General features: G+C 65.0%; 19 protein-coding genes and 1 other RNA gene. 14 read left to right on the top strand and 6 right to left on the bottom strand.

Annotation, left to right across the window (positions count from 1 at the left end):
- Positions 1–352 precede the first annotated feature (352 nt).
- The 4 genes from RT460_RS07540 to RT460_RS07525 all read right to left on the bottom strand — a co-directional run bounded on the left by RT460_RS07540 (position 353) and on the right by RT460_RS07525 (position 4,815).
- A complete protein-coding gene (locus RT460_RS07540) occupies positions 353–2,512 on the bottom strand; it encodes a bifunctional (p)ppGpp synthetase/guanosine-3',5'-bis(diphosphate) 3'-pyrophosphohydrolase (RefSeq protein ID WP_313318170.1) in 2,160 nt (719 codons plus the stop codon).
- Between the two features lie 107 nt (positions 2,513–2,619).
- A complete protein-coding gene (rpoZ, locus tag RT460_RS07535) occupies positions 2,620–2,919 on the bottom strand; it encodes a DNA-directed RNA polymerase subunit omega (RefSeq protein ID WP_313318169.1) in 300 nt (99 codons plus the stop codon).
- Between the two features lie 123 nt (positions 2,920–3,042).
- Positions 3,043–3,663, bottom strand: a complete 621-nt coding sequence (gene gmk, locus RT460_RS07530) for a guanylate kinase (RefSeq protein WP_313318168.1) — start codon at positions 3,661–3,663, stop codon at positions 3,043–3,045.
- 291 nt (positions 3,664–3,954) lie between these two features.
- Entirely contained in the window at positions 3,955–4,815 is an 861-nt protein-coding gene (locus RT460_RS07525; protein WP_313318167.1) for a YicC/YloC family endoribonuclease, read from the bottom strand.
- Positions 4,816–4,923: 108 nt separating this feature from the next.
- On the opposite strand from RT460_RS07525, the gene rph reads away from it, so the two are divergent.
- From rph to pepQ, 7 genes are all read left to right on the top strand, one after another.
- Positions 4,924–5,652, top strand: coding sequence for a ribonuclease PH (gene rph, locus RT460_RS07520; protein WP_313318166.1), 729 nt, complete (start codon positions 4,924–4,926; stop codon positions 5,650–5,652).
- Positions 5,649–6,038, top strand: a complete 390-nt coding sequence (locus RT460_RS07515; protein ID WP_313318165.1) for a VOC family protein — start codon at positions 5,649–5,651, stop codon at positions 6,036–6,038. The genes rph and RT460_RS07515 overlap by 4 nt, the downstream gene beginning before the upstream one ends.
- Positions 6,035–6,634, top strand: a complete 600-nt coding sequence (rdgB, locus tag RT460_RS07510) for an RdgB/HAM1 family non-canonical purine NTP pyrophosphatase (RefSeq protein WP_313318164.1) — start codon at positions 6,035–6,037, stop codon at positions 6,632–6,634. The genes RT460_RS07515 and rdgB overlap by 4 nt, the downstream gene beginning before the upstream one ends.
- A 14-nt stretch (positions 6,635–6,648) precedes the next feature.
- A complete protein-coding gene (gene hemW, locus RT460_RS07505; RefSeq protein ID WP_313318199.1) occupies positions 6,649–7,860 on the top strand; it encodes a radical SAM family heme chaperone HemW in 1,212 nt (403 codons plus the stop codon).
- 71 nt (positions 7,861–7,931) lie between these two features.
- Positions 7,932–10,397: a DUF1631 domain-containing protein gene (locus tag RT460_RS07500; protein WP_313318163.1), complete on the top strand. Its 2,466-nt coding sequence runs from the start codon at positions 7,932–7,934 to the stop codon at positions 10,395–10,397.
- On the top strand, positions 10,394–10,741 hold the full coding sequence (locus tag RT460_RS07495) for a PilZ domain-containing protein (protein WP_313318162.1): 348 nt from the start codon (positions 10,394–10,396) through the stop codon (positions 10,739–10,741). The genes RT460_RS07500 and RT460_RS07495 overlap by 4 nt, the downstream gene beginning before the upstream one ends.
- Before the next feature lie 82 nt (positions 10,742–10,823).
- Positions 10,824–12,152 (top strand): Xaa-Pro dipeptidase, encoded by a 1,329-nt coding sequence (gene pepQ / locus RT460_RS07490; protein WP_313318161.1) that lies wholly within the window; start codon positions 10,824–10,826, stop codon positions 12,150–12,152.
- A 1,153-nt stretch (positions 12,153–13,305) separates the two neighbouring features.
- Here pepQ and pepP read toward each other — a convergent pair.
- Positions 13,306–14,631, bottom strand: a complete 1,326-nt coding sequence (gene pepP, locus RT460_RS07485; protein WP_313318160.1) for a Xaa-Pro aminopeptidase — start codon at positions 14,629–14,631, stop codon at positions 13,306–13,308.
- Between the two features lie 8 nt (positions 14,632–14,639).
- Positions 14,640–15,185, bottom strand: coding sequence for a YecA family protein (locus RT460_RS07480; RefSeq protein ID WP_313318159.1), 546 nt, complete (start codon positions 15,183–15,185; stop codon positions 14,640–14,642).
- 124 nt (positions 15,186–15,309) lie between these two features.
- Between RT460_RS07480 and RT460_RS07475 the strand changes: the two genes are divergently transcribed.
- From RT460_RS07475 to RT460_RS07445, 7 genes are all read left to right on the top strand, one after another.
- Positions 15,310–15,531, top strand: coding sequence for a TIGR02449 family protein (locus RT460_RS07475; RefSeq protein ID WP_293706393.1), 222 nt, complete (start codon positions 15,310–15,312; stop codon positions 15,529–15,531).
- Positions 15,528–15,827 carry a cell division protein ZapA gene (locus RT460_RS07470; protein ID WP_313318158.1) on the top strand — a complete coding sequence of 100 codons (300 nt, stop codon included), beginning with the start codon at positions 15,528–15,530 and terminating at the stop codon, positions 15,825–15,827. The genes RT460_RS07475 and RT460_RS07470 overlap by 4 nt, the downstream gene beginning before the upstream one ends.
- 87 nt (positions 15,828–15,914) lie before the next feature.
- A non-coding RNA gene (ssrS, locus tag RT460_RS07465) (6S RNA) lies at positions 15,915–16,099 on the top strand.
- A gap of 198 nt (positions 16,100–16,297) precedes the next feature.
- On the top strand, positions 16,298–16,888 hold the full coding sequence (locus RT460_RS07460) for a 5-formyltetrahydrofolate cyclo-ligase (RefSeq protein ID WP_313318157.1): 591 nt from the start codon (positions 16,298–16,300) through the stop codon (positions 16,886–16,888).
- A complete protein-coding gene (locus tag RT460_RS07455) occupies positions 16,885–17,361 on the top strand; it encodes an EVE domain-containing protein (protein WP_313318156.1) in 477 nt (158 codons plus the stop codon). The genes RT460_RS07460 and RT460_RS07455 overlap by 4 nt, the downstream gene beginning before the upstream one ends.
- 149 nt (positions 17,362–17,510) lie before the next feature.
- Positions 17,511–18,158, top strand: a complete 648-nt coding sequence (gene rpiA, locus RT460_RS07450; RefSeq protein WP_057629081.1) for a ribose-5-phosphate isomerase RpiA — start codon at positions 17,511–17,513, stop codon at positions 18,156–18,158.
- Between the two features lie 220 nt (positions 18,159–18,378).
- Positions 18,379–18,837, top strand: coding sequence for a DUF192 domain-containing protein (locus RT460_RS07445; RefSeq protein WP_313318155.1), 459 nt, complete (start codon positions 18,379–18,381; stop codon positions 18,835–18,837).
- The last annotated feature ends 62 nt before the right edge of the window (positions 18,838–18,899 follow it).

Genomic DNA, 18,899 nt, shown 5'->3' with positions numbered 1-18,899 from the left:
GCGTGTGGACAAAATATCACCACGTTTTGCAGAGGCTTGGTACGCAAGGGCTACGCGGGCTTATCCACAACTTGTGTAGCCATCAAGGCACAGCCCGTGGGGATAACCGCGCTATCGCTGTAGAGCCGACCCATGCTCGGCTGCGGTATTGGCGCGATCGCTTCTTGCCGAATGCGGTTTGGCATTGTCGGGATGGCCCCCTGCCGAGCATGGCTCGGCACTACAGGGGGGGCATTGTCGGGACGGCCCCCTGCCGAGCATGGCTCGGCACTACAAGGGGGTTTGACATTGCCGGGACGGCCCCCTGCCGAGCATGGCTCGGATTACCCTGCCAGGTGTGGTTCGGCAGGCGCTACTGGCGGCGTACCGCCTGCACTACCTGCAGGCGGCGCAGGCGGCGCATGACTTCGGCCAGATGGTTCCTGTCGCGGACCTGGATGTTGAAACACAACACCGCCGCATTGAAGTCACGGTCCAGGTAATCCACACGCTCGATGTTGGAGTGGCTCTGGGCGATCGCCGCAGCAAGCTGGGCAAGCACGCCGGTGCCGTTCTCCACTTCGACCACCAGCGCGGTGTCGTAGTCGCCGACCACGCTGGTATCCCAGCCGATCGGCACCCAGCGGTCCGGCGTCTTGCGCAGCTCGGCCAGGTTCGGGCAATCCATGCGATGCACCACGATGCCCTTGCCGGCGGTGTGGTAACCCATGATCTCGTCGCCCGGGATGGGCTGGCAACAATTGGCGAAGCTGACCACGCCACGTTCGCTGCCGTTGATCAGGATCTTCTCCTGGGCGCGGTGCGCGGTGCCCCCGGCACGCAGTTCTGCATAGGACATCAACGCCTGCGCAGCCTGCGTGGGCATCCAGTTGCCCAACGCCACGTCGGCCAGGAAGGCCTCCAGGCGCGGATAGCGGTGCTCGTTGAGGAAGGCGTCCAGGCGCCCCTTGGGCAAGCGTTCGATCGAGCTGTCCATCGCTTCAAGCGCGCGGTCCAGCATGCGATGCCCCAGCTGCACGGCGTCCTCGTGCTCAAGCTGCTTGAGCTGGTGGCGGATCGCGGTACGCGCCTTGCTGCTGACCACGAACTCCAACCACTGCGGCTTGGGCGAGGCTGAGCGCGCGGTGATGATTTCCACCGTCTGCCCGCTGCTCAGACGCGTGCGCAGCGGCACCAGCTTCTTGTCCACCCGCGAGGCCACGGCGCGGTTGCCCACGTCGGTATGCACCGCGTAGGCAAAATCCAGCGCGGTCGAATTGCGCGGCAGCGCCAGGATCTTGCCCTTGGGCGTAAACAGGTAGACCTCGTCCGGGAACAGATCCACCTTGACGTTGTCCAGGAATTCCAGCGACGAACCGGCGGTGCGCTGGGAATCGATCAGCTCCACGATCCACGCATGCGCCCTGCTCTGCGCGCTGTTCGGGCCGTCGCCGCCGAACTTGTAGGTCCAGTGCGCAGCCACGCCGCGCTCGGCGATCAGGTCCATTTCCTCGGTGCGGATCTGCACTTCGATCGGCGAGCCGTACGGGCCGAAAAGCACCGTGTGCAGCGACTGGTAACCGTTTGCCTTGGGAATGGCGATGAAATCGCGGAAGCGCCCATCCAGCGGCTTGAACGCCGCATGCACGCCGCCCAACGCGTGATAACAGTTGGGCACGTTGCGCATCACCAGGCGGAAGCCGAAGACATCCATGACCTGGTCGAAGCTTTTGTTCTCCTCGCGCATCTTGGTGTAGATGCTCCAGGGCGTCTTGATGCGGCTGATCAGGCGGTGTTCCAGGCCTTCACGGGCCAGGCGCTGCGACAGCTGCACCTCCACCTGCGCCATCGACTCACGGCGCACCACCGGCTGGCTGCGGATATGTTTTTCGATGATGGCGTGCCGCCACGGGTACAGCGCGCGGAAGCCCAGGTTCTGCAACTCGGACTTGATCAGGTTCATGCCCAGGCGCTGGGCAATAGGCGCGTAGATGTCCAGCGTCTCCATCGCGATCCGGCGACGGGCCTCGGCACTCTGCGCGCCAAGGGTGCGCATGTTGTGCAGGCGGTCGGCCAGCTTGATCATGATCACGCGCAGATCGCGTGACATCGCCAGCAGCATCTTGCGGAAGCTTTCCGCCGCCGCTTCCTGCCGGTCACGGAACTTGAGCTTGTCCAGCTTGGTGACGCCATCCACCAGGTCGGCAACGGCCTGGCCGAACTCGGCGGCCAGTTCTTCACCGGTGAGCGGGGTGTCCTCGATGGTGTCGTGCAGGATCGCCGCGATCAGGGTTTCCACGTCCAGGCCAAGCTCGGCCAGGATGCGCGCCACCGCGACCGGATGGGTGATGTAGGGCTCACCGGACTTGCGGGTCTGGCCGGCATGCGCCGACGCCCCCACTTCCCAGGCGCGACGCAGCAGCGGCAGCTGCTCGGCGGGGAGATAGCTGGCTGCGCGTTCGAATTGCAGTACATAGTCAGGTACCGCCCCGCCCGCTGGCGTGGCTACCTGGGCGGAAGGGCCTGGGTTCATGCCGAAAGACTATGCCAGCAGGCGTGCTTCGGCAAACCCCAAAATGCAGAACAGCCCGCATGGGGCGGGCTGTTCGCAGACAACGTCAATCAATGCCAGAGAGGCGATCAATCGTCGTTCTTGGACATGTCTTCGTCGGCGACCACTTCAGCGGCAGCCCATTCCAGCGCCTCACGCTCAACGCGCTCGCGCTCGGCCTTCTCGACTTCCTCGATCAGCTCGTTGTCGATCTTGCGGGCAGCGATTTCGCGCAGCGCCAGCACGGTCGGCTTGTCTTCGCTCTCGCTGTTGTCGATCGTCGCCTGGACACCATTGGCCAGCTGACGGGCGCGCTTGGACGCCATCATGACCAGCTCAAAACGGTTGTTAACGACTTCCAGGCAATCTTCTACGGTAATGCGGGCCATGCGGGCTCCCGGCGACCTGCACGGCCGCTCGAACGAATGAGGGAAAGGGGATGGATTGTAGCGGCAGGGCGGCGCCGGAATCAAGCCGACGCCTGAACAGCCCCTTGTGGATCAACAACTTGCTCAGCTTTCCGGGGTCAACAGGGAGGCAATGAGCTGGGCGTGACGTGCCTGTTGGGGCTCCCGGCGCAGCCGGCTGGCGGCAAAGATCGAGCACATCTCGCCTACCGCGGTGTCGAAGTCCTCGTTGACGATGACGTAGTCGAACTCGTCGTAATGCAGCATTTCCTCGCGCGCGGCGGCCAGCCGCTGGGCCATCACCGCCTCGCTGTCCTGGCCGCGCTTGCGCATGCGCTCGGCCAACGCCTGCCGCGAGGGCGGCAGGATGAACACGCTGACTGCGCCCGGCACTTTCTCGCGCACCTGGCGCGCGCCCTGCCAATCGATTTCCAGCAACACGTCCTTGCCGGAGGCAAGCTGCGGCTCCACCGATTGCCGCGCCGTGCCCTTCCAGTCGCCATGCACCAGCGCGTGCTCGAAGAAGTCGCCGGCAGCGATCATCTGCTCGAACTCGGCGGCCGGGACGAAGTGGTAGTGCTTGCCGTTCTCCTCGCCCGGACGCATGGCCCGCGAGGTGAAGGAGATCGACAGGGAGATGTGCGGGTCGCGCGCCAAGGTGGCGTTGACGATGCTGCTTTTGCCGGCCCCGGATGGGGCAGCGACGATGTAGAGGGTGCCACGCATGCGGTGGGCCAACGTCGGAATGGCCCGGCATTGTACCGGCGCGGGCCCGTCTGTGCAGGGGACGGTGGTGTTCATGCCCCGCATCGGCCTTGTGGGAGCCGCCGCACCTGTAGAGCCGAGCCATGCTCGGCTGGGCGTTATCTGTAGAGCCGAGCCATGCTCGGCTGGGCGTTATCTGTAGAGCCGAGCCATGCTCGGCTGGGGCGTTACCGGTAGAGCCCCTGCCGAGCATGGCTCGGCACTACAGGCAATCCTGGGTAAGCCTCTGCCGAGCATGGCTCGGCACTACCGTTACTCGATGTTCTGGACCTGCTCGCGGATCTGGTCGATCAGCACTTTCAGCTCGACCGCGGCATTGGAGGTGCGCGCGTCCACCGACTTGGAACCCAGGGTGTTGGCCTCGCGGTTGAACTCCTGCAGCAGGAAGTCCAGGCGGCGACCCACCGGCTCGCGCTGGCGCAGTACGCGGCGGATCTCGGCGATATGGCTGCCCAGGCGGTCCAGTTCCTCGTCCACGTCCAGCTTTTGCAGCCACATCACCAGTTCCTGCTCGGCGCGGCCCGGGTCCACCGGGTGCGGCAGGTCGGCCAGGCGCGCGGCGAGCTTGACCCGCTGGCCTTCACGGATGACCGGGATCAATTCGCGCACTTCGGCGGCAATGCGCTCCACCGCATCCACCCGTTCACTGATGGCCGCAGCCAGCTTGTCGCCTTCACGTTCGCGGCCCTGCACGAAACCGTCCACCACTTCGTCCAGCAGCGCCAGCGCCTCGGCCTGCAACGCTGCCGCATCCGTGGATTCGACCTGCAGGACACCGGGGTACTGCAGCAGTTCGGTGAAGCCGATGCGCATGTCCGGAAAGCGCGAATGCAGGCGCCGCGCCAGGTCGCCCAGTTGCTCGATCAGCGCGTCGTTGACCGACAGCGACGTCGCCGCCTCGGGCGCACGCAGGCGCATCACCAGGTCCAGCTTGCCGCGGCTCAGGCGCGCTGCGATGCGCTCGCGCAGCTGCGGCTCCAGCGCACGCAGGTCCTCGGGCAGGCGCACGCCCACTTCAAGGAAACGGTGGTTGACCGAGCGCAGCTCGCAGCCAAGGGTGCCCCAGGGCGTTACGCGTTCGCCGCCAGCGTAGGCGGTCATGCTTCGAATCATTGGAATTCCGGTGCGTTGCAAAGGGCGAATGGTACCCTAGGCGCCCCTGGACGCCGGCCTTGCGGCCGCCCGGGCGCCCTATCAGCTCCCCCTGTTTATTGGATCCCCATGACCTTTTCCCGTCCGAGCGGCCGCCAGGCCGACCAGTTGCGCACCGTCACCATCGAGCGCTCGTTCACCCGCCATGCCGAAGGTTCGGTGCTGGTGAGCTTTGGTGACACCCGCGTGCTGTGCACGGCCAGCGTCGAGAACCGCGTACCGGGCTTCCTGCGCGGCAAGGGCGAAGGCTGGGTGACCGCCGAGTACGGCATGTTGCCGCGCTCCACCCACACCCGCTCCGACCGTGAAGCCGCGCGCGGCAAGCAGGGTGGCCGTACCCTGGAAATCCAGCGTCTGATCGGCCGCACCCTGCGTGCCTGCATCGACCGCAATGCGCTGGGCGAACGCACCATCACCCTGGACTGCGACGTGCTGCAGGCCGATGGCGGCACCCGTACCGCCGCCATTACCGGCGCCTACGTCGCCCTGGTCGACGCGGTAAACGTGTTGCTCAAGCGCGGCGAGATCAAGCGCAACCCGCTGTTCGGGGCCGTTGCGGCGGTCTCCGTCGGCGTCTACAAGGGCCAGCCGGTGCTGGACCTGGATTACGCCGAGGACAGTGACTGCGATACCGACATGAACGTCGTCATGAATGATGGCGGCGGCTTCATCGAACTGCAGGGCACGGCCGAAGGCCACGCCTTCCGTCGCGACGAACTGGATGCGCTGCTGGTGCTGGCCGAAAAGGGCATCCGCGAGCTGTTCGACGCGCAGCAGGCAGCCCTGGCACAGGCATGAACCGGCGCATCGCCTTGGTGACGTTGGTCGTCGCCGACTACGACGAGGCGATCGCCTGGTACACCGGCAAGCTGGGGTTCCAGCTGCTGGAAGACATCGACCAGGGCCGCAAGCGTTGGGTGGTGGTGGGTCCGACCGATGGCAGCGCCGCCGCGCTGCTGTTGGCACGTGCCAGCGATGAAGAACAGCGCAGCCGCATCGGCAACCAGACCGGCGGCCGCGTTGGCTTCTTCCTGCACACCGATGACTTCTGGCGCGACCACGCGGCCATGAGCGCAAACGGCGTCGAATTCCTCGAAGCCCCGCGCGAAGAATCCTATGCCACGGTCGCGGTGTTCCGCGATCTGTATGGCAACACCTGGGACCTGTTGGAGCCCAAGCAATGAAACTGGTACTGGCCAGCGGCAACGCCGGCAAACTCAAAGAGCTGCAGGCCATGCTGGCCGAACTGCCGCTGCAGATCGTGCCGCAACGCGAGCTGGGCGTGGACGACGTGCCGGAGACCGGCCTGACCTTCGTCGAGAACGCCCTGATCAAGGCCCGCCACGCCTGTGAAGTGACCGGCCTGCCCGCGCTGGCCGATGATTCCGGCCTGATCGTCGACGCTCTCGACGGCGCCCCCGGCCTATACAGCGCGCGCTATGCCGGCAGCCCCACCGACGATGCCGCCAACAACGCCAAGCTGTTGGCAGCGCTGCGCGATGTGCCCGCCGAGCGCCGCACTGCGCGTTTCTACGCGGTAATCGTGCTGCTGCGCCACCCCAATGATCCGCAGCCGCTGATCTGCGAAGGCAGCTGGGAAGGCCGCATCATCGATGAACTGCGTGGCAGCAATGGCTTCGGCTACAACCCGGTGTTCCTGGATGAAGAACTCGGCCTGACCGCCGCGCAGATGGAGCCGGCGCAGAAGAACGGCCGCAGCCACCGCGCCAAGGCCCTGCAGTTGCTGGTGCAGCAGCTGTCCACCCAACTGGCGCGCTGAGAAGCAGCATGCATATGCACGTCCACGACCACAACGACGCCTGCGGCTGCGATGCACCGGGCCCGGTGCAACTGGTACCGCCGCCCTTGGCGCTGTACGTGCACCTGCCCTGGTGCGTGCGCAAATGCCCGTACTGCGATTTCAACTCGCATGCGGGCAAGGGTGAACTGCCGTTCGATGCCTATATCGATGCGCTGATCCGCGACCTGGACCAGGACCTGCCACTGGTCTGGGGCCGGGTGGTCAGCAGCGTGTTCTTCGGCGGCGGCACGCCCAGCCTGTTTCCGCCGGAGGCGATCGACCGCTTCCTGCAGCAGGCCAGCGCGCGGCTGCGTTTCGCGCCGAACCTGGAAGTAACGCTGGAGACCAACCCCGGCACCGCCGAGCACGGCCGCTTCGACCGCTACCGCGCAGCCGGCGTCAACCGCATCAGCTTCGGCATCCAGACCTTCAACGATGAAGCCCTCCAGCGCCTGGGTCGCATCCACGACAGCAACGAGGCCGAACGTGCGGTCAAGCTGGCGCAGGACGCCGGCTACAACAACTTCAACATCGACCTGATGTACGCGCTGCCGCAGCAGACGTTGGCCCAGGCCGAGCATGACCTTGAGCGGGCCTTCGCCCTGGACCCTACCCATATCTCGCACTACCAGCTGACGCTGGAGCCGAATACGGTGTTCTTCGCGCGGCCGCCGCAAGGCATTCCCGACGAAGACAGCGCCTGGGACATCCAGGAACACTGCCAGGCCCTGCTCGCCGAGCGTGGCTATGGCCAGTACGAGGTCAGCGCCTACGCCCGTGATGGCTGGCAATGCCAGCACAACCTAAACTACTGGCGCTTCGGCGACTACCTGGGCATCGGCGCCGGTGCGCACGGCAAGATCAGCTCTGGCGCCGAGCAGCACGTGCTGCGCCGCTGGAAGCACAAGCACCCGCAGACCTTCATGGATACCGCCGGCAGCCTGGCCAGCATCGGTGGCGATGACGTGATCAGCGCCGAGCGGCTGCCGTTCGAGTACATGCTCAACCTGCTGCGCCTGCACGAAGGCTTCACCCTGCGCGATTTTGAATCGCGCACCGGCCTGCCCCGCGCCGTGCTGCAGCCGGCCCTGCAGCAGGCACAGGCGCAGGGCTGGCTGTTGCCCGACAGCAGCGGACAGCACTGGGTTCCGACCGAATTGGGGCGGCGCTTCACCAATGACGTTGTAGGGCTTTTCCTGACATAACAACCAGTAAAAGTGGCGATCAGGTCACCAAAGTGATAGAAATCACGCCCCAAGGGGCAGGGATCAATCGAATGTCAGGGACCGGATCACGCACTTCCAACCAGGCGCTGGCGCGTATCGCCGCCGCGCCGGCACCCGCGCGCGCGCGTGCGTTGCTTGAAAGCGTGTACCTGACCGCCATCGAGGTCCTGCATACCCCCCTGCAGCTGACCATGGTCGAGCTGGAGCGGGCCCTGTTCCAGCGCGCTGAGAAAGCCCGCAGCAGCCAGATGCAGGCCGATGTCTACGCGCAGATGCGCCTGCTGCGCGACAACGCAGCCCGCTTCCCCGATAGCTTTCTTGATGCCCTGGCCGCACAGCTGTCGGACCTGAAGAGCACACCGAAGCCGGTGGTCGAAGAACGCTCGCAGACCAGCTTCAAGACCATGACCCTGGTGGAAGACACGGACATCGACCGCGATATCGTGCTGCACGACATGGCACGCCGCGAAAGCAGCCGTGGTGTAAGTGCCCTGCAATTGCTGGGGCAGCGCTTTGCGGTCCTGGCGGCACAGCCTGCATTCGATGTCGACCGCGTGCCGACCGGCCCGTATTCGCTGTGCAATGCGCTGCGCGACAGCGGCGAGCAGCTGCAGCTGAATCTGGAAACCCAGTTGCTGCTGTACCAGGTGTTCGAACGCCAGGCCATGGAACGGCATACCGAGTTGTCCGATCGCCTGAACATCCTGCTGGCACGCGAAGGCGTGCTGCCCGGGCTGATCTACCGGCCCTATCTGGTGCGCCCCTCGGCGCCGCGCGGGCATGGCCCAGCCACCTCAACCGGCGCAGCGCCTGATGCGCAACGCAATGCCGGCCAGGCGCCGTTGACCAGTTGGCAAGGTCAGGGGCCGGCCGCATCCTGGACCCAGCTTCCGGACACCCAACCCGCTCCGGCGGGGGGAGCGGCCACCTTCCCAGGCAGCCCGGCACCGACGGCTGCTGACACCGCAAACGCCGCCAATGCCGCCGGCCTGCACGCCCTGCTGGATGCTGCGCGACAAAGCCTGTCACGGCAGGGCACCGCTGGCGGTACTGCCGGCCAAGCAGCACTGGGCGCGCTTGTGGGCGCTGGCGGGGCTGCGGGGACAGCCACCGGTACCGCGGCCATCCCCAACGCCTGGCCGCAGGCAGCGGCAGGCGCAGCAGCAGCCACGCAGCAGCCCGCAGCGCAGGCCGTCCCCAGCGACGCGGTGATGGGCGTGCTCGCCAAGTTGCAGGCCCAAGCCGCCACCCCCAATGGGCGCCGCGGATTCAGTGATATCCACGACGCCCTGCTGGCCCAGCTCAAGGCCGAGCACGGCAGCAACGCCGCCCTGTCCCCGCAGGATGCCGACACCCTGGACCTGCTGGGCATGCTGTACAGCCAGATCCAGCGCGAGGTGCGCGCCGAGGGGCCAGCCGCCGACCTGCTGAGCCAGTTGCAGGTGCCGCTGGCACGCGCCGCGATCAACGACCAGGAATTCTTCCAGCGCGACCAGCACCCGGCGCGCGAACTGCTCAACGCGGTTGCCGAATCCGGGGCCGTCTGGCTCAGCGACGACGACAGCGACCCGATGCTGCTGTACAAGCTCGGCGAGGCAGTCCAGAAAGTAGTCACCGACTACCAGGGCGATGAGTCGGTCTTCATCGAGGCCAACGAGCGCATCCAGACCCACCTGCGCGGGGCCGCACGGCGCGCCGAAGTTGCCGAACGCCGTCAGATCGAAGCCGCGCGCGGCAAGGAAAAGCTGGAAGCAGCCAAACAACTGGCCAACCACAACATCGACGAACTGTGCGCTGCGGAAGCACCGCCCAAGTTCGTGCAGACGCTGCTGCGCAAGGCCTGGGCCGACGTACTGACGCTCACCCTGCTGCGCCAGGGCGAAGAATCCGAGGAATGGCAACAACGCGTCCAGGCCACCCAACGCATCAGCGAGATCACCCGCCTGCCACCGGGCGGAGCACCGGACATCGCGTTTGGCGAGCAGATCGAAGAATCGCTGCTGCAGGTGGGTTACCACCGCGACGAAGCCGGCGCCATCGCCAGGCGCCTGTCCTCTCCCGGCGGCGAGGACGACGTCACCTCCAAGACCGAACTGACCGCCAAACTGAAGGCCCGCTCGCGCCTGGGCGAGGCAGGTGACCGCGATGAGGACGAGGAACGCCGCAAGAACAGCCAGCCCGAGCGCACCCCGGCCGAGGAAGCCTATTACCGACAGCTGCGCACCCTGCCCTTTGGCACCTGGTTCGAGTTCACCATCAACCAGCAAGGCGACAGCCGCCGCCAGCGCCTGTCCTGGTACAGCCTGATCACCGACAACGCGCTGTTCGTCAACCAGCGTGGCCAGAAGGTTGCCGAGCACTCGCTTGATGCCCTTTCCCGGCTGATGGCCAACGGCCAGCTGCGCATCGTCACCGAAGACCGCGGCCGCCTGATCGACCGCGCCTGGCAGGCCACCTTGCGGACCCTGCGCGCCATCGCCGGCAACAACAGCTCTTCAGCAGCGGAAAGCCCATGACCACCGAAACCCGCCGCGCCCCGCGCCTGCCGGTACCGGCGCTGATCCCCGTCCGCGACCAGATGACCGGCGCAGTGATCGGCCGGCTCAGCAATGTATCGGAGACCGGCATGCTGCTGATCGCCTCCGAGCCGCTGCACGATGACGCGCTCTACCAGTTGCAGTTTGCGATCCCCGACGGCCGTGGCGGCAACGCCACCATCGATGTTGGCGTGCACCTGTTGTGGCGGGAGCCGGCACAGGCGCCGGACCAGTCCTGGGTTGGCTTCCGTTTCCTGACCCTGGACAACGCGCACCGTGAGCGCCTGGTGAAGTGGATCGAAGCCAGCCTTCCTGCGGGCTGAGCGCCGAAACCGGCACAGCAGCGGCACGCTGTTTGCGGCAAAATCATTGCCTGCATTCCGTATCGACAAGCGAGCCCGTGCAATGAACCAGAAAGATCCCGGCGCCCTGTATTCCCAGCATCTGGGCGAAATGATCCGGCGCGCCGACGCGGCCCTGGCACGTGCCGGCTACGACCACCTGGTGGTTCCCAGTGGCACCCAGCACTACCAGGTGTTCGATGACCGCGATTACCCGTACGCGGTCAACCCGCAGTTCAAGACCTGGCTGCCGCTGACCAAGCTGCCCTACAGCTGGCTGATCCATACCCCGGGCAAGCGCCCAACGCTGGTGTTCTACCAACCCTTCGACTACTGGCATGTGGTCCCGGATGCCCCCAGCGGCTGGTGGGTGGAGCACTTCGACATCCATATCATCCGCAAGCCGGAAGAAGCACTGGCTTTGCTGCCGGCAGATCCAAGCCGCTGCGCCATCCTCGGTGAGCCGCAAAGTGCGCTGGGCGGCTTTGCCCCCAACAATCCGCCGGCGGTTATCAACTACCTGGAATGGCATCGCGGCTACAAGACGCCTTACGAGATCGCGTTGATGCGCCAGGCCCAGGTACTGGGTGTGCGCGGCCACCGCGCCGCCGAGGCCGCATTCCGCGCGGGTGCCAGCGAGTTCGATATCCACATGGCCTATTGCAGCGCCGTGGGCCAGGACGCCAATGAACTGCCCTACGGCAACATCATCGGCCTGAACGAACACGCCGCCGTGCTGCACTACACCGACCTCGGCAAGCAGGCACCGCAGCCGCTGCGCAGCTTCCTGATCGATGCCGGCGCCTCGGCCCATGGCTATGCCAGCGACATCACCCGCACCTACGCCGCAGCCGGCCATGATGAGTTCCAGTCCTTCATTGACGCCGTGGACGCGGCCCAGCTGAAGATGTGTGCAGCGGTGCGTGCAGGCTTCGACTACAAGCAGCTGCATGTTGATGCCCACCTGTCGCTGATGGCCATCCTCAAGGACTTCGGGGTGATCAATGTGTCCCCTGAAGCAGCGCTGGCTACGGGTGTGAGCGCAGCGTTCTTCCCGCACGGCATCGGTCATCTGATCGGCGCACAGGTGCACGATGTGGCTGGCTTTGCCGCTGGCGAAGACGGCGGCCGCATCGAGCGCCCGGCCGGTCATCCGTATCTGCGCATGACCCGTGTATTGGAGCCGGGCATGGTGGTCACCATTGAGCCAGGCCTGTACTTCATCGACATGTTGCTGGACGAAGTAAAGAAGGCCGGCAATGCCGCCAGTGTGAACTGGGACCGCGTGGACTTCTTCCGCCCGTATGGCGGCGTACGCATCGAAGATGAAGTGCTGTGCACCGACGGCGAAGCGGACAACCTCACCCGCCCGGAATTTGCCGCACAGGCGTGATCGCTTGCCCGGACGGCGGATAGCTGTCGTCCGGGCTGTTGGCACGCGCATCCGATGGATCTGATTTTGGTCAGGTGAACGCCGGACGGCGCTCGGTTGCGCTGTGTCCCCTGCCCCGGTTGGTATACGGGGCTTCCCGGGTGCGCTGGCGCTTACCCGGGCTACGTGATCTCGCCGGCCTTTCACTTTCACCGACCGATATTCGGCCCAGCAAGCAACGCTATTGCACTTGCACTTGCCCTCCCTTACGCAAAGCGTACGGGAGGGTATGGGAGGGGTGCTTTGCCTTGGCTCTGGCGGGTGCATTCGCTTTTGCAGTTGCTTTTGCAGTTGCTTTTGCAGTTGCAGTTGCAGTTGCTCCAACGCTTTTGATCTACCGGGTCCCCTTCCGCAGCGACGGAGCTGGCAGACAAGACCTCGCACGGGGCGACGTGCAGGACGCACGTCGTTTTTCGACGATACAGGGATGTATCGTCGAAAAATCCTGCCAGCGGAGTGGACCTGGAGCGCGCAGCGCGGAAGGCGCGCAGGCAGGGTGTGCTTTCTTTTGGTTATCTTTTCTTTGCACAAGCAAAGAAAAGTAACTCGCTCCCCGAAGGGGAGTGAAAGCTTTTGCTCTGGCTTTTGCTGTTTGCTGCAAGTCGGAGCGAAAGCTGAAGCCAAGGCCAAGGCAAGAGCTTTCGCCCCCCTTCGGGGCGCGAGCGCACCTTTCTTTGCTTGTGCAAAGAAACGTGGCCCAAAGAGACGCGTTCCAACAGCCGAATGGCTCGTCAAGCACACCCTGCCTCCGCGCCCACGCCGCTTCGCGACGCGGGTCCACTCCACCGCCGGGATTTTTCGACGATACATCCCTGTATCGTCTAAAAACGACGTGCGTCCTGCACGTCGCCCCACTCGGGGTCTTGTCCGTCGGCTGCGTCGCTGCGGAAGGGGACCCGGTGATTCAAAAGCGTTGGAGCAACTGCAAAGGCACATGCAACTGCAACTGCAACTACAACTGCAAATGCCGGAGCCAAAGCAAAGCACCCCTCCCATACCCTCCCCTACGCTTTGCATAAGGGAGGGCAAGTGCGGGAGCAAAGGCAACAACAACAGCAAGTGCAAGTACGGGTACGGGTACGGGTGCGCACACTACCGCCAAACACCTCGCGCCTCAGCGCTTGGCCATGAATGCCTCAATCTCGTCGGCGCTGCGCTCCAGCGCAGCGGTCAACACCCGGTGACCATCCTCGGTAATCAACACATCGTCCTCGATACGGATGCCAATACCGCGCCAACGCGCCTCCACATCCCGATCATCCGGCGAGATGTACAACCCTGGCTCGATCGTGAATACCATCCCCGGCTCCAGCAGGCGTGACTCACCGGCTACCCGGTAATCACCCACATCGTGAACATCCAGGCCCAGCCAATGCCCGGTCTTGTGACGGTAAAAACGCTGGTAATGCCCCTCCACAATGTTCTCTTCCAGGTCGCCCTTCAGCAGACCAAGACGTAACAGCCCCTCGGTCAGGACCTCAACCGCCGCCAGGTGCCCTTCCTCGTAGGCAATGCCCGGCTGCGCCTGCTCCAGCGCCGCCGCCTGCGCCGCCAATACCAGATCGTGCAGCGCACGCTGCTCGGGAGAGAACGTGCCGTTCACCGGGAATGTGCGGGTGATGTCACTGGCATAGCCGCGGTACTCGGCACCGGCATCGATCAACACCAGGTCACCATCACGGCTGCCACTGCTGTTGTCGCGGTAATGCAACACGCAGGCATTGGCGCCGGCGCCAACAATGCTGTTGTAGGCAGGCCAACCATCGGCGGCGCGAAACTCGCGTTCCACCTCCGCCTGCAACGCGTACTCGTGGATGCCCGGCCGCGCCGCGCGCATCGCCGCACGGTGGGCGCGCACGCTGATGTCGGCCGCCACCTGCATCAGCGCGATCTCGTCGGCCGACTTGAACAGGCGCTGCTCATGCAACAGATGCCCAAGCTCCAGGAACTCATGCGGCGGCTGCGCGCCATGCCGAACCTGCGAGCGCACCCGGTTGACCCAGCCGATCAGCTTCAGGTCAAAATCCGCGTCACGACCGAAGTGGTAGTACACCCGCGAGCGCCCTTCCAGCAGACCCGGCAGGATCTCGTCCAGGTCGTCGATCGGGTACGCATCGTCCATGCCGTAACGCGACACCGCGCCGTCCTGCCCCTCACGCGGGCCATCCCAGGCTTCGCGGTCGACGTCGCGTTCGCGACAGAACAGGATCACCTCACCGTGCTTGCGCCCCGGGATCAGGACCAGCACCGCTTCCGGCTCCTGGAACCCGCACAGGTACCAGAAATCCGAATCCTGCCGGTAGGGATAGAAGGTGTCGTGGCTGCGCACCCTTTCCGGTGCGGCCGGCAATACCAGGATGGCGTCATCGCCGGCGGCCTCCATCAACTGGCGGCGGCGCAGCGCGTATTCGGCAGGGGTGATCCCCGACAGACGCTTCATCGCCGACCTCAGTTCAAGCGTTGCCGATGGCGCGAGCCCATCACGCAGTCGCCGTGCAGCAACAGCGCGGCCACGCGCACGAATTCTTCGATCTCGGCCAGCGCGTCCTCATCCTCATCGGCGCTGTCGAATTCGTCGCTGGAGGCCTGCGCCAGGCGCGCCAGGTCCTGCAGGGCCTCTTCACCCTCCTCGCTCAGCACCGGCCGCTTGCCGGATGCCAAACCGAAACCACCCAGGAATGCCCGGCACCACTCAAACAGCGCATCGGTGCGCACCTGCAAGGGGGCCGCTGCATCGGCCAGCACCAACTCGAAGGCGAAGTCGCGGTCTTCCAACTGCGCGACCGTGGTTTGGCGCAACTGGTCCAGTGCACTGCCCGGTTCCGGCGTGGGCAGGTTGTCATCGGCCAATACCTTGGCCGGCCAACCCGGCAGATCGGCACCACCGGCGGCCAGCCAGCCGCACAGGCCACCGTGGAGTTCGGCCGGGGAAGCGCCTAGGCCCAGCGACTGGCTGGCCTGGAGGATGTCGTTGACGGCAGGAAGATCGGTCATGTCACAGGTCTGTAAAGCGGAAAGGATGGCGTCATGGTCATCATGACGACGGCCGCACAGTGTACCAACCGCATCGTGCTCCCCATCTTGACCGGCCCTCACCGCCATGCCTATCGTGCCGCCCATGGACGCCTTCGACCCCGCTGGCCAGCTGCTGGCCCTAGTCTCCCGCATCGAGCTGCTGCTTGAACGCAACCAGCGCCTCAGCGATGAGAACCGCAGCCTGCGCCAACAGCAGGAACAGCTGATCAGCGAACGCTCGCAGTTGCTGACCAAGAACGAACAGGCCCGCTCGCGGGTGGAAGCGATGATCAACCGCCTCAAGTCGCTGGAACAGCACACATGAGCCAGAACCAACCGGTCAGCGTCCACATCCTCGACCGCGAATACACCGTCGGCGTGGAGCCCAGCGAGCGCGAAAGCCTCACTGCCGCTGCCCGCGTGCTTGACGGCAAGATGCGCGAGATCCGCGGCAGCAACCGCATGGCCGCAGTGGACCGGGTTGCCGTGCTTGCCGCACTCAACCTTGCCCACGAGCTGCAGCAGGTGCGCGACGAACAAGCCGCGCAGCAGCAGCGTTTCCAGGCCGCATTGAACGATCTGAACCGGCGCCTGGACATTGCCGTCGACAACGCCCGTTGATCAGCCTGAGCAGCTCAGGCTGATGAATTGGTAACTGACCGACGAACGGACTGCCCGCGCGCGCGCAACCTCGCTATACTGGCCTCGCGTTCTCTGCTGTGAACGACGGCGTGTGCAAACATTCGCCTTGTCCCTTAATTACGACCACGGGGGCGCGACGGAGCCGGGTGTGCAAGTCCGCCTTGTAGCGGGAAGCCCGATGGCCCCCCAGCGTTCCCACTTGAACCCCGGGTTCAAGGTCGTTTCGCACGCATCGTCACCGCGGAGAATGCAATATTCCAGAACGGCGCCCAACGGGCGCCGTTCTTTTTTATCCTTCTCCCTCCGGGAGAAGGTGCCCGAAGGGCGGATGAGGGTAAGGGCAAACCGTCACGAAGATTGGCTACGCCAGTGCTTCGCACTTACCCTCTGCCCAACCCCTCTCCCTGAGCGGGAGGGGCTTCAGCTCGCTGCCAGCAGACTTTTCCCCCATGACTGCCGATCCCCGCCAACTCCTCCGCCAGCAACTGCGCCAGCGCCGCCGCGATATCCCCGCCGGCGCGCGCATCGCCGCCGCCGAGACACTTGCGGCGCATCTGCTGTCCCTGCCTTTCGCCGGTATCAGCGGCCATGTCGCCGGCTACTGGGCAATGGACGGCGAGATCGCCCTGCACCGCTGGCAGATGCAGCTACCCGCACAACAGATCTATTGCCTGCCGGTGCTGCACGGCAAGCTGCTGCGTTTCGCGCCATGGCGGCCCGGACAGGCGCTGGTCAGCAACCGCTATGGCATCCCCGAACCCGATGTTGACCCCGCACAGGCGCTGCGGCCGGAACAAATGGCCCTGGTGGTCGCCCCGCTGGTCGGCTTTGATGGCGCCGGCCGGCGGCTGGGCATGGGGGGCGGCTGGTATGATCGCAGCTTCGCATTTCGGCAGCGCCAGGCCGCGCCGCCATGGCTGGTGGGGGTAGGCTTCTCCGCCCAGCAGGTGCCGTCATTGCCGGTCGAGGACTGGGATGTGGCGGTGGATGCCATCTGTACCGAGCAGGCCACTCTCTATCCGGAACCGTTGAACGCATGACCGCCCGCAAGCGCTACTGGCTGATGAAGTCCGAACCGGACGCCTTTTCCATCGACGACCTGCAGCGCGTAGGCACCGAACCGTGGAACGGCGTGCGCAACTACCAGGCGCGCAATTTCATGCGCGATGGCATGAAGGTTGGCGACGGCATCCTGTTCTACCACTCCAATACCAAGGTACCGGGCATCGTCGGCATTGCCACGGTGGCCAGCGAGGCCTACCCGGACGACACCCAGTTCGATCCCAAGTCCGATTACTACGACCCCAAGAGCACGCGCGAGCAACCGCGCTGGATGCTGGTGGACGTGGGTTTCGAACGCAAACTGGCGCAGGTGATCGCGCTGGACGAGATCAAGCTGCATGCCGAGCAACTGGGCGAGGGATTTCCGCTGACCGCCAAGGGCAACCGCCTGTCAGTGTTCCCGGTTACGGCCGCACAGTGGAAGCTGCTGCTGTCGCTGGAAAAGCGGTGATTGGGGAGTCGGGATTTGGGATTCGGCAAGAGCACTGCACCGCAGTCCTTGCCAATCCCGGATTCCCCTCTCCCCGCAATCTGAAAGCTCGCCGCCACCCGCCTTTGCGAATCCCTAATCCCGAATCCCCAATCTCCAATCACAAACCCATGTCTGAAGCCAAGCGCCTGGCCGCCGAAAAAGCCATCGAGTACGTGCAGAAGGGAATGATCGTCGGTGTCGGCACCGGCTCGACCGTTGCTTATTTCATCGAAGCCCTGGCCCGTATCAAGGACCAGATCGAAGGCGCGGTCTCCAGTTCCGACCAGAGCACCGCCCTGCTCAAGGGCCATGGCATCGAGGTGCTGGACCTGAACCACACCGGCGGCCTGTCGCTGTATGTGGACGGCGCCGATGAATGCGATGGCAACAAGAACCTGATCAAGGGCGGCGGTGCTGCATTGACCCGCGAGAAGATCATCGCCGAGGCCAGCAAGCAGTTTGTCTGCATCGTCGACCCCAGCAAGCAGGTCAAGGTGCTGGGCAAGTTCCCGCTGCCGGTGGAAGTGATCCCGATGGCGCGCAGCCTGGTGGCCCGCGAAATCCTGGCGCTGACCGGCGGCCAGCCGGTGTGGCGCGATGGCGTGGTGACCGACAACGGAAATCTGATTTTGGACGTGCACAACCTGGCCATCACCGACCCGGTCAAGCTTGAGCAGCAGCTCAACCAGATCCCGGGCGTGGTCACCGTTGGCCTGTTCGCACGCCGCCCGGCCGACGTGGTCATCATCGGCGGCGAACCGCCGCAGGTGCTGTAAGTCAAGGCAGCTTGGCTTTGGCTGTCGCTCTAGCGCTGGCTTGATGCTTTGGCTTGATGCTTTGGCTTTGGCTTTGGCTCCAGCTGTCGCTCCAGCCTTGGCTTGATGCTCTCCCTTCTCCCGTTCACGGGAGAAGGTGCCCAACGGGCGGATGAGGGGAGGCCTTTGACTTCCACCGGATCCGCCACAAGGCCTCCCTCCAGGAACCAGGTCCCACCCCATGCCCAAATCCTTCCTGCGTACGATCTTCACCCTTTCCCTGCTTCCCCTTGCCGGCTGCGCCAGCGCCGACGCCAAGCACTGGGTGGAACTGGCCGGCACCCGTTACAACGTGGAGCTGGCCCAAAACGATGATGACCGCGCCCGCGGCCTGATGTTCCGCGACCAGATGGCAACCGACCACGGCATGTTGTTCATCCATGAGCGCGAGGAACCGCAGGCGTACTGGATGAAGAACACCAAGATTCCATTGGACATCCTCTACTTCGACAGCCAGCGCCGCCTGGTGGGCCAGCAGCGCGATGTGCCGCCGTGCTCGGCCGGCGACATGTGCCCGCCCTATCCCAGCTTCAACCCGGCGCTGTATGTGCTGGAGCTCAACGCAGGCCAGGCCGCCAAGCTCAAGCTCGAAGACGGCGCCCAGCTGACCTTCGGCCCCGGCATCCCGACGGGCAACTGACCGGGCGGAACAAGTTGAACAGCGGCGCCCTTGAACCGGCGCCGCTTTGCCGCCAGTCTTGG

Source organism: Stenotrophomonas sp. (genome assembly GCF_032061965.1).
Lineage (GTDB): Bacteria > Pseudomonadota > Gammaproteobacteria > Xanthomonadales > Xanthomonadaceae > Stenotrophomonas.
The sequence above is the reverse complement of the archived record's forward strand: the minus strand, read 5'-3'. Positions and strand labels throughout refer to the sequence as shown.

What these genes read in the sequence shown, in the direction of transcription:
- RT460_RS07540 (WP_313318170.1), bottom strand. Translation starts at nt 2,512, where the DNA reads ATGAACCCAGGCCCTTCCGCCCAGGTAGCCACGCCAGCGGGCGGGGCG.
- rpoZ (WP_313318169.1), bottom strand. Translation starts at nt 2,919, where the DNA reads ATGGCCCGCATTACCGTAGAAGATTGCCTGGAAGTCGTTAACAACCGT.
- gmk (WP_313318168.1), bottom strand. Translation starts at nt 3,663, where the DNA reads ATGCGTGGCACCCTCTACATCGTCGCTGCCCCATCCGGGGCCGGCAAA.
- RT460_RS07525 (WP_313318167.1), bottom strand. Translation starts at nt 4,815, where the DNA reads ATGATTCGAAGCATGACCGCCTACGCTGGCGGCGAACGCGTAACGCCC.
- rph (WP_313318166.1), top strand. Translation starts at nt 4,924, where the DNA reads ATGACCTTTTCCCGTCCGAGCGGCCGCCAGGCCGACCAGTTGCGCACC.
- RT460_RS07515 (WP_313318165.1), top strand. Translation starts at nt 5,649, where the DNA reads ATGAACCGGCGCATCGCCTTGGTGACGTTGGTCGTCGCCGACTACGAC.
- rdgB (WP_313318164.1), top strand. Translation starts at nt 6,035, where the DNA reads ATGAAACTGGTACTGGCCAGCGGCAACGCCGGCAAACTCAAAGAGCTG.
- hemW (WP_313318199.1), top strand. Translation starts at nt 6,649, where the DNA reads ATGCACGTCCACGACCACAACGACGCCTGCGGCTGCGATGCACCGGGC.
- RT460_RS07500 (WP_313318163.1), top strand. Translation starts at nt 7,932, where the DNA reads ATGTCAGGGACCGGATCACGCACTTCCAACCAGGCGCTGGCGCGTATC.
- RT460_RS07495 (WP_313318162.1), top strand. Translation starts at nt 10,394, where the DNA reads ATGACCACCGAAACCCGCCGCGCCCCGCGCCTGCCGGTACCGGCGCTG.
- pepQ (WP_313318161.1), top strand. Translation starts at nt 10,824, where the DNA reads ATGAACCAGAAAGATCCCGGCGCCCTGTATTCCCAGCATCTGGGCGAA.
- pepP (WP_313318160.1), bottom strand. Translation starts at nt 14,631, where the DNA reads ATGAAGCGTCTGTCGGGGATCACCCCTGCCGAATACGCGCTGCGCCGC.
- RT460_RS07480 (WP_313318159.1), bottom strand. Translation starts at nt 15,185, where the DNA reads ATGACCGATCTTCCTGCCGTCAACGACATCCTCCAGGCCAGCCAGTCG.
- RT460_RS07475 (WP_293706393.1), top strand. Translation starts at nt 15,310, where the DNA reads ATGGACGCCTTCGACCCCGCTGGCCAGCTGCTGGCCCTAGTCTCCCGC.
- RT460_RS07470 (WP_313318158.1), top strand. Translation starts at nt 15,528, where the DNA reads ATGAGCCAGAACCAACCGGTCAGCGTCCACATCCTCGACCGCGAATAC.
- RT460_RS07460 (WP_313318157.1), top strand. Translation starts at nt 16,298, where the DNA reads ATGACTGCCGATCCCCGCCAACTCCTCCGCCAGCAACTGCGCCAGCGC.
- RT460_RS07455 (WP_313318156.1), top strand. Translation starts at nt 16,885, where the DNA reads ATGACCGCCCGCAAGCGCTACTGGCTGATGAAGTCCGAACCGGACGCC.
- rpiA (WP_057629081.1), top strand. Translation starts at nt 17,511, where the DNA reads ATGTCTGAAGCCAAGCGCCTGGCCGCCGAAAAAGCCATCGAGTACGTG.
- RT460_RS07445 (WP_313318155.1), top strand. Translation starts at nt 18,379, where the DNA reads ATGCCCAAATCCTTCCTGCGTACGATCTTCACCCTTTCCCTGCTTCCC.